Origin of the sequence: Desulfovibrio sp. TomC, assembly GCF_000801335.2 — a bacterium.
Taxonomy (GTDB): domain Bacteria; phylum Desulfobacterota; class Desulfovibrionia; order Desulfovibrionales; family Desulfovibrionaceae; genus Solidesulfovibrio.
Window position 1 is genome coordinate 227,228 of sequence record NZ_JSEH01000005.1, and the last position, 14,881, is coordinate 242,108.

Annotated in this window: 16 protein-coding genes, 2 tRNA genes and 2 pseudogenes; 6 read left to right on the forward strand and 14 right to left on the reverse strand. The window is 63.1% G+C overall.

Translation table 11 applies throughout. The annotated features are described in order from the left end of the window. Nucleotides 1-6: 6 nt before the first annotated feature. From NY78_RS06850 to rpmH, 11 genes and pseudogenes are all read right to left on the reverse strand, one after another. Complete coding sequence (locus NY78_RS06850) at nt 7-1,182, reverse strand: pilus assembly protein TadG-related protein (RefSeq protein ID WP_047960064.1); 1,176 nt, start codon at nt 1,180-1,182, stop codon at nt 7-9. Nucleotides 1,183-1,191: 9 nt separating this feature from the next. Then, nucleotides 1,192-1,593 (reverse strand): TadE/TadG family type IV pilus assembly protein, encoded by a 402-nt coding sequence (locus NY78_RS06855; protein ID WP_043633447.1) that lies wholly within the window; start codon nt 1,591-1,593, stop codon nt 1,192-1,194. Continuing rightward, nucleotides 1,590-2,003, reverse strand: a complete 414-nt coding sequence (locus NY78_RS06860; RefSeq protein ID WP_043633450.1) for a TadE/TadG family type IV pilus assembly protein — start codon at nt 2,001-2,003, stop codon at nt 1,590-1,592. The genes NY78_RS06855 and NY78_RS06860 overlap by 4 nt, the downstream gene beginning before the upstream one ends. A gap of 222 nt (nt 2,004-2,225) precedes the next feature. Further along, nucleotides 2,226-2,882: a response regulator gene (locus tag NY78_RS06865; protein ID WP_043633453.1), complete on the reverse strand. Its 657-nt coding sequence runs from the start codon at nt 2,880-2,882 to the stop codon at nt 2,226-2,228. Continuing rightward, nucleotides 2,872-4,968 carry a sensor histidine kinase gene (locus NY78_RS06870; RefSeq protein WP_043633455.1) on the reverse strand — a complete coding sequence of 699 codons (2,097 nt, stop codon included), beginning with the start codon at nt 4,966-4,968 and terminating at the stop codon, nt 2,872-2,874. The genes NY78_RS06865 and NY78_RS06870 overlap by 11 nt, the downstream gene beginning before the upstream one ends. A 179-nt stretch (nt 4,969-5,147) precedes the next feature. Then, complete coding sequence (locus NY78_RS06875; protein WP_043633458.1) at nt 5,148-6,050, reverse strand: DMT family transporter; 903 nt, start codon at nt 6,048-6,050, stop codon at nt 5,148-5,150. A 317-nt stretch (nt 6,051-6,367) separates the two neighbouring features. Continuing rightward, complete coding sequence (gene jag / locus NY78_RS06880; RefSeq protein ID WP_043633461.1) at nt 6,368-7,507, reverse strand: RNA-binding cell elongation regulator Jag/EloR; 1,140 nt, start codon at nt 7,505-7,507, stop codon at nt 6,368-6,370. Nucleotides 7,508-7,570: 63 nt separating this feature from the next. Next, nucleotides 7,571-9,163: a membrane protein insertase YidC gene (gene yidC / locus NY78_RS06885; RefSeq protein WP_043633464.1), complete on the reverse strand. Its 1,593-nt coding sequence runs from the start codon at nt 9,161-9,163 to the stop codon at nt 7,571-7,573. 6 nt (nt 9,164-9,169) lie between these two features. After that, nucleotides 9,170-9,454, reverse strand: a complete 285-nt coding sequence (gene yidD / locus NY78_RS23550; RefSeq protein WP_082139909.1) for a membrane protein insertion efficiency factor YidD — start codon at nt 9,452-9,454, stop codon at nt 9,170-9,172. Beyond that, nucleotides 9,427-9,819, reverse strand: a pseudogene (gene rnpA, locus NY78_RS25215) (ribonuclease P protein component); the annotation flags it as partial. The gene yidD and the pseudogene rnpA, both read right to left, overlap by 28 nt. Nucleotides 9,820-9,833: 14 nt before the next feature. Next, the gene (gene rpmH / locus NY78_RS06895) at nt 9,834-9,971 is read right to left on the reverse strand and encodes a 50S ribosomal protein L34 (protein ID WP_043633468.1); all 138 of its coding nucleotides are present in this window, start codon (nt 9,969-9,971) and stop codon (nt 9,834-9,836) included. 457 nt (nt 9,972-10,428) lie between these two features. Between rpmH and NY78_RS06900 the strand changes: the two genes are divergently transcribed. From NY78_RS06900 to tnpC, 5 genes and pseudogenes are all read left to right on the forward strand, one after another. Then, nucleotides 10,429-10,505 (forward strand) — tRNA-Met (locus tag NY78_RS06900). Nucleotides 10,506-10,720: 215 nt separating this feature from the next. Further along, nucleotides 10,721-11,008, forward strand: coding sequence for a type II toxin-antitoxin system RelE family toxin (locus NY78_RS06905; RefSeq protein ID WP_043633471.1), 288 nt, complete (start codon nt 10,721-10,723; stop codon nt 11,006-11,008). Next, the gene (locus tag NY78_RS06910) at nt 10,977-11,309 is read left to right on the forward strand and encodes a helix-turn-helix domain-containing protein (protein WP_043633474.1); all 333 of its coding nucleotides are present in this window, start codon (nt 10,977-10,979) and stop codon (nt 11,307-11,309) included. The genes NY78_RS06905 and NY78_RS06910 overlap by 32 nt, the downstream gene beginning before the upstream one ends. A gap of 199 nt (nt 11,310-11,508) precedes the next feature. After that, nucleotides 11,509-11,805, forward strand: a complete 297-nt coding sequence (locus tag NY78_RS25440) for an IS66 family transposase zinc-finger binding domain-containing protein (protein ID WP_269430865.1) — start codon at nt 11,509-11,511, stop codon at nt 11,803-11,805. After that, nucleotides 11,693-12,417: pseudogene (gene tnpC / locus NY78_RS23560) on the forward strand (IS66 family transposase). The gene NY78_RS25440 and the pseudogene tnpC overlap by 113 nt, the downstream one beginning before the upstream one ends. A gap of 425 nt (nt 12,418-12,842) precedes the next feature. Here tnpC and NY78_RS25855 read toward each other — a convergent pair. From NY78_RS25855 to NY78_RS06935, 3 genes are all read right to left on the reverse strand, one after another. After that, nucleotides 12,843-13,226: an IS3 family transposase gene (locus NY78_RS25855; RefSeq protein WP_082139911.1), complete on the reverse strand. Its 384-nt coding sequence runs from the start codon at nt 13,224-13,226 to the stop codon at nt 12,843-12,845. Continuing rightward, nucleotides 13,223-13,507: a transposase gene (locus NY78_RS25860; protein ID WP_043633476.1), complete on the reverse strand. Its 285-nt coding sequence runs from the start codon at nt 13,505-13,507 to the stop codon at nt 13,223-13,225. Before NY78_RS25860 ends, NY78_RS25855 begins: the two co-directional genes overlap by 4 nt. Nucleotides 13,508-13,681: 174 nt before the next feature. Then, nucleotides 13,682-14,635, reverse strand: coding sequence for a membrane protein (locus NY78_RS06935; RefSeq protein WP_043633478.1), 954 nt, complete (start codon nt 14,633-14,635; stop codon nt 13,682-13,684). 131 nt (nt 14,636-14,766) lie between these two features. Here NY78_RS06935 and NY78_RS06940 point away from each other — a divergent pair. Further along, nucleotides 14,767-14,842 (forward strand) — tRNA-Lys (locus NY78_RS06940). Nucleotides 14,843-14,881 lie beyond the last annotated feature (39 nt).

Genomic DNA, 14,881 nt, shown 5'->3' on the forward strand with positions numbered 1-14,881 from the left:
GGGCGGCTACTTGACCAGTCCGACGCCGTAGAGGGAAACGGAAGCCGTATCACAGACGCCGGCCGTTCGCTTGGGCTCCACGGCCATGCCGCGCATGAAGCGTCCGACCACTTCGCCCTTGGCATTGGTGTTTTCGATGAAGACCGCCCCGAGTTGGTAGATATAAATGGAATTGCGGCCGGAGTTTTGCGGACGGGACGGATCATAGAAGGGAATGAGCGCCACTCGGGGACTCTTCATGGGATCGGGGTAGGCGCTGCCGACCACGGAATTGGTGGCGCTGTCCCAGGACGCCCCGGGGTCGGCGTCGATCAGTTCGGCCAGTCCCTGGCTGGTGGGGCCAACCATGTTGCCGGGTTCGATCGCCAGTTCGTCTCCGTCCTTGACCACCGTGTTGTTGGATGCGGTGCAGCCGGCGATATTGAGACGGTACGTCGCGGCTCCGGACTCGGGGTCGCCGGTGTTGGCCGGCGGATAATCCACGGCCTGGAAGTGGCCGGGAACCACGGTGTCGTGGCTGTCGCTGAGCTTGAGCGTGATTTGGGCGCCCAGGTCGCCGGCGCTGTAGCCAAGGACCTTGACCGAAGCCAACTCACAGCTGCTGGCCGGATCAAACGCTCCATTGCTCTTGTACTTGTTGTTGCTGTCGCAGTCGTCGTTCCAGGTGAACTTGGCCGGGGGCGAGAAAGGCTTGAGGCACTTGGTCTGCTCCGAGCAAAAGACCGACGCGCTGGCCGTGGCCGTAAGGTCCTGGGTATCCCAGCCAAGGATGGGGCCGAGAAACATATCCACCGGATTGCCGCGCTGGCCGGTGCGGCCGGCAGAGACCCGGACCGTGTCCGGGGTTTCGCCGGCCGCCGGAGTCGCGCCCTTGAGCAGTTCCACATCGCTGGCGGTCACGGCGCTGGCGGCGCTGTCCTGGTCGCTTAAGTTGCGTTGGCCGTAGTCCGCAGCCGTGTTCCGGACTGCGGCAAAGTTGTCGCCATGGCGCAACAGATCCGCCGCCCCGGCCAGCGCGGCCGCATCGGCCGCCGTCTGCAACTGGCTGCGCTTGTACTGGAGGAAGCCGTAGTCCACGGCCAGGGTGGCAAAGGCGGCCAGGACGACCATGATCAGGGCGGAAAAAACCACGACGGAACCGGCTTCGCCAGAGCCTGTGGTCTGGCCTTGGTGGGTATGCATGGTCCCCCCCTAAAACTGTTGGGCCGTGGCAGTGGCGGCAACCACGCGCAGGTTCGGATTGAAATTCTTCCAGGGCAGAATGACCATGGCCGACGTGTCGTAGCGTACCGTGACCATGACCGCTTCGCCGGAAACCCGTGAGCCTGACGTGGTGACCTGGGCCAGGCTGCGGTCATACCCGGCATTGTTGATGTAGGCGTCCACGGCGGTGGGAATGTCCTGGTTTCTGGCCGCCGCCACCACGCCTTCCCGGGCGGCCCTGGTCACCACGCTTTGGGCGTGCAGTATCTGGCCGAAATCAATGATGCCGATCAGCAGGGGCAAGAAGAAAAAGCTGAGCAGCAAGGCGAATTCCACGCTTATCGATCCGTATTGCCGGTCGGTCCGGGAACTGGGCCGGGTTGCGTTCATGGCTCCACCACCATTGTCGCTGAAGCACGGATGCTTTGCGGAAACAGCGTTATGCCCAGGAATTGGGGTAAAATAAGCGGGCTGAAAGGCAGGCTGGCCGTCACGGTGACCGGCGTCCCGGCAACACGTTGATTCGGGGTCACGTCGACGCTGGGCGGTTGGTCTGCACCCTGGCTGATGGGGTCGGTCAGGGCTGCGGAGACCACGGCGGCAATCATGGCGTCCGTTGTCCCGGGGAGGACTGCGATACGGGCCGCATCGGCCACGGCGGCCGTCACGGTAAAGCGTACGAAGAAAAAGCGGCTGTAGTCGATGATGGCGAAAACCAGGGTCAGCAGCAGGGGGAGAATGAGCGCCATTTCCACGGCGCTGGCTCCGGTTTGGTTCTTGGCTGAAAGGGGCGCGTGCATGGGCGTTCCTGCTGGTTGGGCGACTGGCGGGGGCCGGCCATCTGTCCAAGCTACAGGTAACGCGCCCGGGGGAGGGCGTCGATGGGATCGATTCCGTAGGCTATGGGGGAAACCCCCTAGGCGTCAGGCGAACCAGGCTGGGTGCAGGCACGTGTCGCACCGGCTGGCGGCATCCCCTCAAACGGCCGGGGCCAGAATCGCATCCTGCTCCCGGTGGGCAGGCTAGTCGATCAGCCCCAGTTTGGTGGCGTAGCGGACCAATTCCACGGAATTTTGCAGGCCGAGTTTGCGCATGAGGTTGCCGCGGTGGTGCTCGGCGGTTTTGACGCTGATCTCCAAGGCTCCGGCCACTTCCTTGTTGGAGAGGCCCTCAACCACCAGCCGCATCACCTCCCGTTCGCGGGGGGTGAGCGTGTCGTAGGCCGAATGGGACTCTTCCTCGTGCCGGGGAGCCCTGGCCATAAGCGACCGGGAGATCTCCACGGACAACGTCGGATCAAGGTAGGGCAGGCCGGCGGCAACGGAGCGCAGGCCCGACAGCAGGCTGACCGTGGCGGCGTCCTTGGTGAGATAGCCAAGCGCTCCGACTTTCAGCGCCTCGGCCACATAGTCCACCTTGGCGTGCATGCTCACCATGAGGATGCCCAGAGCAGGCAGCATCTGGCGGAGTTCCCGGGCCAGATGGATGCCGGAACGGTCGGGCAGGGAGATGTCCAGCACGGCCAGATCGGGACGGCAGGCCTTGGCCACGCGGAGGGCCTCGGCGTAGCTGCCGGCTTCGCCGGTCACTTCAAAGGACGGGTCGCGGCGGAGGATGGCCTTGAGGCCTTCCCGAAACAGCGGATGGTCGTCAACGATGAGCAGGCGTTTACTCGGCATGGGGCAACTCTCCGGCATAAGGAATTTCCGCCACCACCGTGGTCCCATGTCCCGGGGAGGCAACGATTCGCAGGCTGCCGCCCAGCAGTCCGGCCCGCTCGCGCATGTTCACCAGGCCCATGCGCGGCCGCCTGGCGTCGACAGGACAGTCCCTGTCGTCCCGGCCGGGGTCGAACCCGCAGCCATTGTCGTGAATCCGCAGGATCAGCTTCGGATAGGACTCGATGAGGCGCATGTCGATGTGGCTGGCTCCGGCATGCTTGCGGGCGTTGCCCAGTGCTTCCTGGGCGATGCGATAGATGTTTATGGCCACATCGGCGTTGACGTCCAGGCCGTCAAGGCCAACCCCGAGGTAGGAGACAGCGATGCCGCAGGCCTGCTCCATTTCCTGGCCAAGCCGCCGCAGGGCCAGATCAAGCCCCAGATGTTCCAGATTGGGCGGCCGTAAACCGTAGGCCAGTTCGCGCACGGCGGCAATGGTCCGGGCCAGCAGCCCGGCGGACGTTTCCAGGCGTTGGCGCAGGGCGGCGTCGACGTTGGGCAGGCCGTCGAGGAGGGTTTCGTAGGCGATTTTGAGCGAAGAGAGGTCCTGGGCCACGTTGTCGTGGAGATCACGAGCGATACTGGCCCGTTCGGACTCCTGCGCCTGCATGAGCCGCCCCGAGAGCGCCCGGATGCTTTCGGCGGCCTGTTTGAGTTCGGTAATATCCACCGCCGTCCCCACCACCCGGTGCGGCGCGCCGTCCGGGCCGCTGACGGCCCGGCCCCGGCATAAAAACCACAGCACGTCGCCGCCAGCGCTTTGAATGCCCAATTCTCGTTCCAGCGTCGGCGCCTCCAGCCGCTCCCGGGGCTCGCGTCGCAGGCGGTCACGGTCTTCGGAGGCAAGTCTGCCCAGCCACAACAACAGCGGTTCCGGCCGTCCCGGGCTGTCGTAGCCAAGCAGGTCGGCGATGACCGGATCGACAATGACCAGTCCTTCGTCGAGCAAGAGTTCCCACACCCCGACCTTGGCCGCCTGTGTGGCCATGACATAGTTGGCCCTGGCGGCGTCCAGTTCGTCCAACATGAGGTTGATGGCTCGGGAGAGGGCCGAAACCTCGTCGTTGCCGGCGAACTCCGTGACCCGGCTTCGCCCTCCCTGGCCCAGTTGCCCGATCTCCGCGCCAAGCTCCGTCACCCGCGACAAGATGAAGCGTTCGACGAAATACAGCATGGCCAGTCCGAACATGAGGCCAATGGCCATGAGGCTGCCGACCACGGCCCGTTCGAGCAGGCGTCCTTGGTGGTGGATGCTGCGGGGCATGCCGACGGCGAGGACCAGGGCCGGGTCGCCAAGGACGCTTCGAAGCAGGGCAAAGCCCCCCACCGTGGTCTCGTTGAGAATCCTGACGGCGGAGGCGGTCTCCTGGCCGGCGTCGAGCTGGGCGCGCAGCCCCTGGGGCAGTTCTCGGCTGGTCGGGGGGAGCAGGGCCACGTCCAGCAGGGTCAGTTCGGAGATGGCCTGAACCTTGGCGGCATCGAGGATCTGGGCCATGAGCAGGGTCCCGGCCGGGGGGCCTTCCCGGGCGTTGGTCAGCACGGTCTGGGCTGCGACAAGACAGGGTTGCCCATCGAAAAAGGCGATGCCGGTTTTGCGTCCTTCCCAGGCATCCAGGCGCAGCAGCGCCGGCATGGCCGCCACCATGTCGGCAATGGGCTGGGAGGCGTCAAAGAGGACGCCTTCGGCCGCATCATACCGTTTGGCCGCCTGCAGTCGGCCTGAGGCGTCGAACAGGGCCAGGACGTCGAGATGCAGTTCGCCAAAGCTTTGGGCCGTCAGATTGGCTTCGACGTAGGCCGCGTCGGGCGATTTGAGATAGCGGTAGGTGTCGTCCCACAATCCCCAGTCGGCGGCCATGCCTTCCAGATTCTTGAGGTCGCGGGCCAGGGCGTTTTGAACGCGACGGAGGTTTTCCGTCACGGCCTGCCGCTCCAGCCCGTCGAAGCCGCTTTGGATGTTGCCCCGGAACATGGCGTAGAGCAGCAGCAGCAAGCCGAAAAACGTGGCGCAGACGATAACGACGGCGGTTTTGCGAAGGCTCATGGCGGCAACCAATTGGGGCGGAGCACATGCATCCGAAAGCGGCAGACGCCCGGAAACGGCCCGTTCTCCCAGCTTGCTGGCCTAGCCCGGGAGGGGACAAAAAGCAAGGCGGCCGACCGTTGGCTGGCTTCGGCCCCGGCTGGTCTGCCAGCCGGGACCCGGACAGCTGGGCGCGGGCCTCAAGCGCCGGGGCGGCCCGGCGTTTTCGGCCACAGCTGAGCGGCCAGCATGCCGGCAAACATCAGGCAGCAGCCCAAAAGTCCCCGGCCGCCAAGGCTTTCATCCAAAAACAAGGCCCCGCCAACGGCGGCAAACACGGTTTCGAAACTGAGCAAAATGGCGGCATGGGTCGGCTTGGCGTCGCGCTGGGCCACCACTTGCAGGGTGTAGGCCAGCCCGACCGACAGCAGGCCGCCGTAAAGAATCGGCCAGGCCGCGCCCCGGACGCCTTCCCAGGTGACGGCCTCAAACAGGAAGGCGCACAAAAGGCTCAAGACCGAGCAGACGGCATACTGGGCCAGGGCCAGGGGCAAGGCCCGGGTGCGCGGCGAGAGCCAACCGATGACCAGCACATGGGCGGCCCAGAAGACCGCGCCGATCAGTTCCAGGCCATCGCCGGGGGCCAGGCTGAAGTCCTCGGTGACGGACAGGAAATACAGGCCCACGGCCGAGGCCACCGCGCCAATCACATCGCCCCGGGCCGCCCTCTGGCCGAAAAAAAGGCCGAGCAGCGGCACCAGGACAACATACAACCCGGTGATGAAACCGGCCTTGCCGGCCGTGGTGTATTTGAGTCCGATCTGTTGCAGGGATGCGCCGGTAAACAGGATTGCCCCGGCAATCGCCCCGCCGATCCAGGGGAATCCGTCCTTGCTGCCGACCAGAAACGGAGCCGGCGGCGGGTAGCGCATGGAACGGACCGCCAGCGGGGCCAGGGCAATGGCTCCCAGGGCGAAGCGGATGCCGTTAAAGGCCATGGGGCCGATATGCTCCATGCCCAGGCGCTGGGCCACGAAGGCAAAGCCCCAGATGAGCGCGGTGATGAGACACAGGATGTCCGCCCGGAGGGAAGCGGTACGCATGATCGACTCCTTTGGACCGGGCCGGCAGCGAAAAAGCGGGAGGCAGGCCCAAACGGCCGGGGGCCGTTGGTTGGAATTCCACTGGATACGCCGCAGCCCGCGTCCGGACTGCCGTCCGTTCGACCCTTAAAAAGCGGCGTAACCCTCGTGAATCATGGGCTTGTAAAGGAAAAGGCAGGCCAGGTCGAGTCTCTGTCACGGCCTGGAAGCGTCCGGACACGGCGGCAAAGCCGGCCCGATCCCAAAAAAAACGCGGCAAGGCCAGGCCTTGCCGCGCGTTTTGTCGGACGCACTGCGCCGCTCCCGACGGGGAGGGGCTAATTTTGGGCGTGCTGCCCGGACTGGGACTCGCCGCGCGCGCCCCGGGGCAGGATGAGCACGCGCTTGAGCGGCCCTTCGCCCTTGGAACGGGTGGAGATGCCCTCGTCTTCCTGCAAGGCCAGATGGACCACCCGGCGATGGTAGGAGGACAGCGGCTTGGTGGACTGGGGCCGACCCAGGGTCTTGGCCTTGTCGGCCAGGAAAATAGCCATCTTGCGCAGGTTGTCGTCCTGGCGTTCGCGGTATTCGCCGGTGTTGATCTGCACCTTGAGCGGATTGCCGTGACGGCGGATGACGATGCGGTTCACGATATACTGGATGGCGGCCAGGGTCTGGCCTTCGCGGCCGATAAGCAGGCCGGAATTCTCCTCGTCGAGGATGAGCACCGAGACACGCTCGCTGTGGCCGGTGATCTCAAAGGCCGGGGTCTGGCCCAGGATGCCGTCGAGCATCTGTTCCATGACCTCACGCACAATGGCGGTCAGTTCCGGGGTCAGCGGCTGGGGTTCGGCCTGAGGCCCGGCCCGACGGCCGTCCCGGGAGGCGCGGGGGGCGTCGTTTTCCGTCCCGTCGTCGTAGTCGTCTTCAAACGGTTCGTCATCGGCCAGGGCGTCCATTTCGGGCTGCACCCGGGCCGGCTGCGGCGACTGGGCCGGCTGCCGTTGCTGGGCCGGCTGACGCGGTTTAGCCGGCTGGCGCGGGGCGGCGGGCTTGGGCGAAGCCTGAGCCGGCGGGGTCGGAGCTTCGGCCAGGGCCGGGGCTGCCTCGGCGGGAGTCTCGGCCAGGGTCTCGGCCGGGCGCGCCGGCGGCTGCTGTCTGGCCGGTTCCGGCTTGGGCTGGGTCTGGGCGGCGGGCCTGGGGGCCGGTTCGCCGCGCGAGGCCTCGGACTGGCGCGGGGCGCGGCGGTTGTTTTCCCGTCTGTCCTTGCCGCCGGGCATATCGCCCAGGAGATTGATCTCCTCGCGCAGTCTGGCCCGCACCTGGGCCTTTTTCTTGCCGACCAGACCGAAGATGCCGGAAGAACCTCCGGAAAGGATCTCGATTTCCAGCTTATCGCGGGGGGCGTCGAGGTTGCGGCAGGCTTCTTCCATGGCCTCGTCGACGGTTTTGCCGCTAAAGGTCTTCCATTCGCTCATAGTTGCTCCTTGAGTTGCACTTCCGCTGCACTCGGACAGCTGTGATGCTCGTTGACGAGGGCGTCAGGACTTCTTGTTGAGCATCCACCACTGCTGGGCAATGGAAATCACGTTGTTGACCAGCCAGTAGACGACCAGTCCGGAGGGGAAGTTGAGAAACATGAAAGTGAAGATCACGGGCATGAACAGCATGACCTTGGCCTGGGTGGGATCCCCGGGAGCCGGCGTCATCTTCTGCTGCAGGAACATCGTGGCGCCCATGATCAGCGGGGTGATGTAGTACGGGTCCTTGGCCGACAGGTCGGCCAGCCAGATCATGTTGGTAAACGGCAGATGGGTAATGAAGGCCGCATGCCGCAATTCGATGGAGTGGAGCAGGGCCTGATACAGTCCGAAAAAGACCGGAATCTGCACGACCATGGGCAGACAGCCCCCGGCCGGGTTGACTTTATAGGTCTTATAAAGCTGCATCATCTCTTCGTTCATCTTCGTGCGATCGTCTTTGTACTTCTCGCGCAGCTGGGTCAGCATGGGCTGCAGCTTCTTCATCTGGTCCATGGACTTGTAGGACTTCTGGGACAGGGGCCAGAAAATGAGCTTGATGAGAACGGTCAGCAAGATGATGGCGGTGCCGTAGTTACCGACATAGTCATAGAAAAAGTGCAGCAGTTTGATCAGCGGCTTGGCCACGAAGTCGAACCAGCCGTAGTCGATGGAGGCGATCAGCTTGTGGGGGGCCATGTCCAGGTACTTGGGGACCTTGGGGCCAAGAAAGTAGGAGATGGTCAGATCGGTGCGGCCGTTGGCCGGGATTTCGATGCCGTCCTTGTCCAGGGCGACCCGGAACACGCCGTCCTCGATCTTGGCCTTGCCGTGCAGGTCGGTGGTGTCCGGGATGACGCTGACCAGAAAATAGTTGCTCATGACCGCGCCCCACTCGACGGGCTTTTCCAGGGCGATGCCCTCGGCGAGCTTCTTGTCGCCGCTTTCCAGGCTCAGGCCCGAAGCGCCGTAAAAGGCGGACTGGGTGGGGTTGTAGGAATCGCCCTCGGCCGAAAGGCGGCCGACGGCCACGGTCATGGACAGGCGATTGCGCAGCGGCGTGGCGCTGTTGTTGGACAGGGAAAACTTCTCGTCAATCAGATAGGAGTCGCCGGAGAAGGTCATGACCCGCTTGATGACGGTGTCGCCAAGGCGACCGGCCAGGGTGAGGGAGCCGGTTGCGCCGGGGGCGAGTTTGAGGTCGCCGCCTTCGACGGACCATTCGACGTTCTGCCAGGTGGGCGAGCCGTTTAAGATGATGCCCAGCGGGGCCTTGGCCCGGGCCTTGTCGTTTATGAGGTCAACGAGGGGCGAATCGGGCTTGATGGTCTCGCGGTAGTTTTTGAGGGCAAACTGTTCCAGCACGCCGCCGGCGGTGTTGAAGACGGCCGTGTACAGGGGGGTGTCCACGGTGATCTTTTTGCCCGAAGTGGGGGCAAAGGCGGGCAGGGTTTCGGCTTTCGCGGCGGCTGGAGCGGAAGCGGCCGGGGCGGCCGGCTGTTGGATCGCGGAGTCGGTTTGAGGGGCTTGCTTTGCGGGAGGAAACAGGAAGTTCCAGCCAACCAGAACGGCAAGGGAGAGAGCCACGGCCAAAATTACGCGTTTGTTTTCCATTGTCCTTCATATCCCGTCGATAGGAGTGGGTGGTCGGCATGGCGACGCAGGGCGAGACGCCCGCACGGAGAGCGCAAATGCTAGGGGAACAGGGTCATAGCCGCCAGGGGCCAGAGGATGGCAGCGCAAGAGCCGCCACAACGCCAAAAGACCGCCCCGCAGCACGCCAAAACGTCCGACTGCTTCAACGGCATACTCGGAACACGTGGGCACAAAGCGGCAACACGGCGGTTTCAGCGGCGAAATGGCCAGCTGGTAAAATTTCAGAGCCCAGATGACGGCGCGTCGCATGGGGTCACGCTTCCCGGCCGGGCCGGGCGGTCGAGGTCCTTGGCCATCCGTTCCAGGATGGGACACAGGTCGCGGCAGGCCAAGTGCAGGGTCATACGACTGGGGTCGGGGCATTTTTTGGCCACGACCACAATATCCAGACCGGAGACAGACTGGGGCGCGCATAGCCGAAAACACTCGCGCAAGACCCGCTTGACGCGATTTCGAGCAACGGCATTGCCGACTTTTTTGCTGATAGCCATGCCGAGCCGCCAGGGCGCGTACTCATCCGCTCGCGGCCGGACGAAGAGCAGGAAAGCCTTGCCATGATAGCGGCGGCCTGCTGCGAAGCAGGCCGCGAACTCCCCTCGCGTCCGGAGCCTGTGCGCCGGAGGAAAGCCTAGACGGCCAGGCGCTTGCGGCCCTTGGCCCGACGCCGACGAATGGCGGCCTGTCCGTTTTTGGTCCTGGAGCGAACCAGGAATCCGTGGCTGCGGTTTCTGCGAATCTTGCTCGGCTGGTATGTCTTCTTGCTCATGCATAATCTCCAAAGAATTGTGGTGAACGTTTTTCAATAGCCGCCTTCCCCCCGCTCGTCAAGGAAGTTTGCGGGTATATTCCGCTGCCGCGCAAGCCCGCGTCTGTGCCCCGGAGCAAAGGGACAGGCAGGCGGCGCCGCCGACCTGCATCGGGCAAATCGGGCAACGCCCTGGGCGAGGAGACCGAGACCGAGAACGGGATCGACTTCGGCGGCAGCAACCAGGACCCACACAGCGGTCCCTGCCAAGACGAGCTACCTTGCCTGTTTTTTGACAAACAGGGAAGTCCCGAGAAGCGGGCCTCCCCCAAAGACACGGGCCAGACGCAAATCTGTCGGTGTAACATGCTGTAATTAAAGTACTTTTAATAAATTATTGCAACGACTTGCTTTTTTTTAAAAATTCCGCTTGACGGGAAGGGGCAATCTGCCTATTTTCTCTTCTCGCCGACACGGACGCGGGGTGGAGCAGACCGGTAGCTCATCGGGCTCATAACCCGAAGATCGTGGGTTCAAATCCCACCCCCGCAACCAGAAAGTTCAAGGGCTTACGCCAAAAGCGTAGGCCCTTTTTCTTTTCCAGGGCTACTTTTTGGCATTAAATGGGCATTAGTGGTGGCAAATTGGTGGCAATCGGTCCCAGCCGGGCGGGCTGGCCGCCCTCCTCTCCCCGGGGCGCGGGCCGATGTGGGGGAGGGGGTGGCAATTCCTGCCTTGACTTATTGTCAAAAAATGACAACACCTAACTCATGACATGGACGGTGACATTTTCGCCCAAGGCGAAAAAGCAAAAAACAAAGCTCCCGGCCAGGATCGCTGAACGCCTGGATGCTCTGCGGATCAAGATCGAGGCTACCGGTCCCATCCAATCCAACATCCTGCATTTCGGGAGACTTCAGGGATGGCCCGGAGAAACCTACCACGGGCACCTCAACAAAGGCCGCCCAACCTATGTCGTTATCTGGCAGGTTGAAAAAGACTCCGTCCAAGTTGTGGAGGTAATCTATGCTGGAACTCACGAAAAAGCCCCGTACTGACGGGCTTTGGGAAATCTGTGCCGTCGTCCCGGAGAATCACGTAAACCGGGTTACTCTGGCGATTCAAGAGGCGTCAGAGCCGAGCATTCCCGCGTCTGAAGTTTTCCCCGAATCCACGCCCGGTTCCCGGCTGCGCGGCGCGCGCGGGCTTATGGGTCTGACCCAGGCCGAACTGGCGGCCAAGATCGGCGTAGGCGTGCCGAATATTTCGGCCATGGAGCACAACCGCCGGCCCATCGGCAAGGCCATGGCAAAGAAGATCGGAGAAGCGTTGGATTTTCCGTGGACGGCGCTTTTGTAAGCCCTGGACGGCTCGCCAGCCCTGCTGAAGACAATGCAAAGAAAAAGGCCCCAGGATCACCCCCGGGGCCTTTTTCTTTGGTCCTTCCGGGTTTTCCGCAGGTACCTGCGGGGAGGTCGCCGTCGCTGCCCACGCCCGCAAAAAGACCGGCCGCCGTCCGATTCCTCAGGAATTTCCCAGCGTCGAGGTCGTTCACGACATTCCTGAAGCGGACAAGGTCTGTCCCTGCGGCTGCGAACTCACTCGCATCGGCGAGGAAGTCTCCGAGAAGCTCGACTTCATCCCGGCCACCATACAGGTTATCCGCCACATCCGGCCCAAGTACGCTTGTCGGGCCTGCGAGGGCACCGAGGACGACGGGCCGACGGTCAAAAACCGCGCCCATGCCCCCGCAGCTTATCCCCCAAGGGCTGGCCACCCCGGGACTGGTGGCTTATGTGCTGGCCTCGAAGTTCGTCGATGGGTTGCCGTTCTACCGCCAGGAACGCATATTTGAGCGTCTGGGCCTGGACATCTCCCGGGCAACCATGTGCGGCTGGGCTCTCCAGGTGGCCCGGGCTTGTCAGCCGCTCGTCGGCTTGCTCTACGAGAAAGCCGCTCCGGGCCAGTCATCAACTTGGACGAAACCGTCGTCCAGGTCCTGGGCGAAGTAGGTCGGGCCAACACCAGCCAGTCCTATATGTGGCTGGTTCGGGGAGGACCACCCGAGCACCCGGCAGTCCTTTTTCACTACGCGCCCACCCGATCCGGAAAGGTGGCCGAGGAACTCGTCGGCGATTTCCAGGGCTACCTCCAAACCGACGGCTTCGCCGGCTACAACGCCCTGGGCGAGACACGCGAGGGGATCATCCACGTCGGCTGCCTGGCCCACGTGCGCCGAAAATTCGTGGAAGCGCTCAAGGCCGGCTCGAAAAAAAGCTCCGGAGGCACGGCCCAGACCGTAGTTGACCTCATCGGCAAGCTCTATCACCTGGAAAAGCAGGCCCAGGACGCGAAATGCAACGCCGATCAGGTCTCATCCTGGGTGGCCGAATATTCCGAATTGGGTGGCCGATTTCACCGAAATACGCAGGATCCACGTTCTGAACGTCACGGGGCGCTCCTATAGGACTCAAGGACCTGGAAAAAGCCTAAGCCCCATCGCGGCCAACATGGCACGAGCGCTTGGCCCGTCAAGTCCAAGCTTTCTCGCGCCGCAAGATATCGTGGGCGATGGGGCGGGAATGTCGCCGGCGGGGCTTCGAAGCAAGAATGGAAGCGGAACAACGCTACCCGGCATTATGCTGGAAGGTGGATCAAACCGAGCGGGACTCATAAGAACTCGTGTCCCCTAACCTCGTAAAACTCCCGTCCCTGGACAGGTGAGTGTTGGCTTTGATGCTTTCGGCTGCCTGGATAAGGCTCTTGATCTCATCCTCGGTAAAGCTGGTTTCCTTGATGTAGCGAAGCAAATTCATGACCTCGGGTTGGTCGTGAAGGTAGTCGACAACTTCCGGGTCCGTAGATGAGGACAAACGGAACAGCACGTCGGGATCAGCGGCCAGTACCTTGGCCAGCTCCTTGCCACGCTCGATGCGGCTCAGATAGGCGAGGGAAATGCCCGGGATGCGGCTGGCTGGTCTTGGGCTTCTGGTAGATCGCCATCAGCCCCATCCTGCGCATCAATCGCCGCACGCGTCCACGTCCGACCACGAGGCCCTGATGCCGCAAATGCCGTCGCATTTGGCGCGATCCGTAAAATGGCGTCTCCAGAAACTGCTCGTCGATATGCCGCATCAGCTCCAGATTCGTGGCCGACTCGCCTTTCGGGCGATGATACCAAGTCGACCTGGCCAGCCCGAGGATGCGACACTGCCGGCAAATACTGAGCCGGGGATGGCCGCGTTCGACCATTCCACGCCTTCGCTCGCGACTCATCGTTTGGCGAAGGCTCGCTCTAAAAAATTCTTTTCCACAGTCAGTTGTCCGATCTTGGCGTGGAGCTCCCGGATTTCGACGGCCGTATCCGTCTGTACGCTCGCCGCCTTCCCGGAAAAAGCCGCAACCATGCCTTCCTTGGCCTGACGCTTCCAGCCGGCGATCTGTGTCGGATGCACGTCGGACTTGCTGGCCAACTCGGCCAAGGTCAACTCGCCGGACAAGGCCTCAAGCGCCACTTTCGCCTTGAACTCTGCTGAAAACTTCCGTCGCTTGGACATCGAAACCGTCCTCCTCCATCAAGGACTAGAGCTTAACAGGCTGTCCAATTTCCCGCGACCAGCTCAATTGGTCCAGGCGTGAGTGTCCTGGACGTCTTTTCCTGCCCAAGGTCCATTGCCGGCCGCGTCACCGTCCAGGCCCATCCGGCTATACTGGGCCGGCTCGGCCAGGGCTTAGCCGAGTGCGGCGTAGGCCACCAGCGCCAGGATCAGGCTGGCAGCGCGAAAGGCCTGGTTGTGGACGATCAGCCGGATAGCCACGGCTGGCTTGAAGATGCCGGCGTAGTAGGGGAACTGGTGGCGAAAGGCCCGCATGGGAGTGGACAGGATGTTGCCGACCAGCAGCGCCAGCACCACCTGCCGGGGATCGAGATCGCCGGCCCCGAGCATGGCCCCGGCCGCAGCCAGTCCGGCCGATGTCTCGGCCGCCATCTGGAACATGACGATGCTGACCGCCTGGGGCGTCATCCAGGCGAGGAAACCGAGATGGGCGGCCAGCCACCGCTCCACGGCATCAAAGGCCCCCCAGACCGTGAAATAATGAAAAAGGATGTAGATGGGCACGGTGAAGATGACCATGGACCGCATCCGGCGTACAAACCGTTTCCAGGCCTTGCGCAGGGCTTTTTGCCAGGAGAAAGAATCCTCCGTGAGATGGCAGACCACGCAGCCGTCGGCCAGGGGCGGCAGAACGAGGCGGCCGTAGGCCAGGATGGCGGCGCTGCGGGCCACGGCGGCCAGAAAGGTCAGCCCCACGTAGGTGGCGGCGGCCCTGGTTCCGATAAAGGGCACAGTGATAAAAAACATTTGCGGCAGATGCAGGAAGTACGTGGGCAGGCTGTTAAACAGGTTGGCCAAAATCAGTTCCCGCTCGGTGAGCCGGCCCGCGCCGTAGGCCTCGGCCAAAAGCGAATTGGCGGTGACGCCGGAAAAAAAGGCCATGGAAAAGCTTGCGCCGATGACATCCTTGAGATGGCCGATCCGGATGATGGGGGCGGCAAAGCGGGCCAGGAAACGGGTCCAGTTGAGGGCTTCGATGACGTTGGCCACGAGCAGGCCCAGGGCCAGGGAACCAAGAAGACGGAGGAGCGGCCAGCCAAGGGCGTGCCAGAGATGCGCGATGTCCATGGGGCGGGGATATAGTCTGGAGGCGGCGCTTTGGGAAGGCCGGCTGGCCGGGGCAGACAGTAATTTTCGACGATGGCGTGAAATCCGCTTGACAGAATTGCGCGTCCGGCATAGTGACATTTCTCCCGTGTGGGCCGTTAACTCAGTCGGTAGAGTATCTGCCTTTTAAGTAGAGAGTCGCTGGTTCGAGCCCAGCACGGCCCACCAGTTTCCGCTTCGTCCCCATCGTCTAGTGGCCTAGGACGG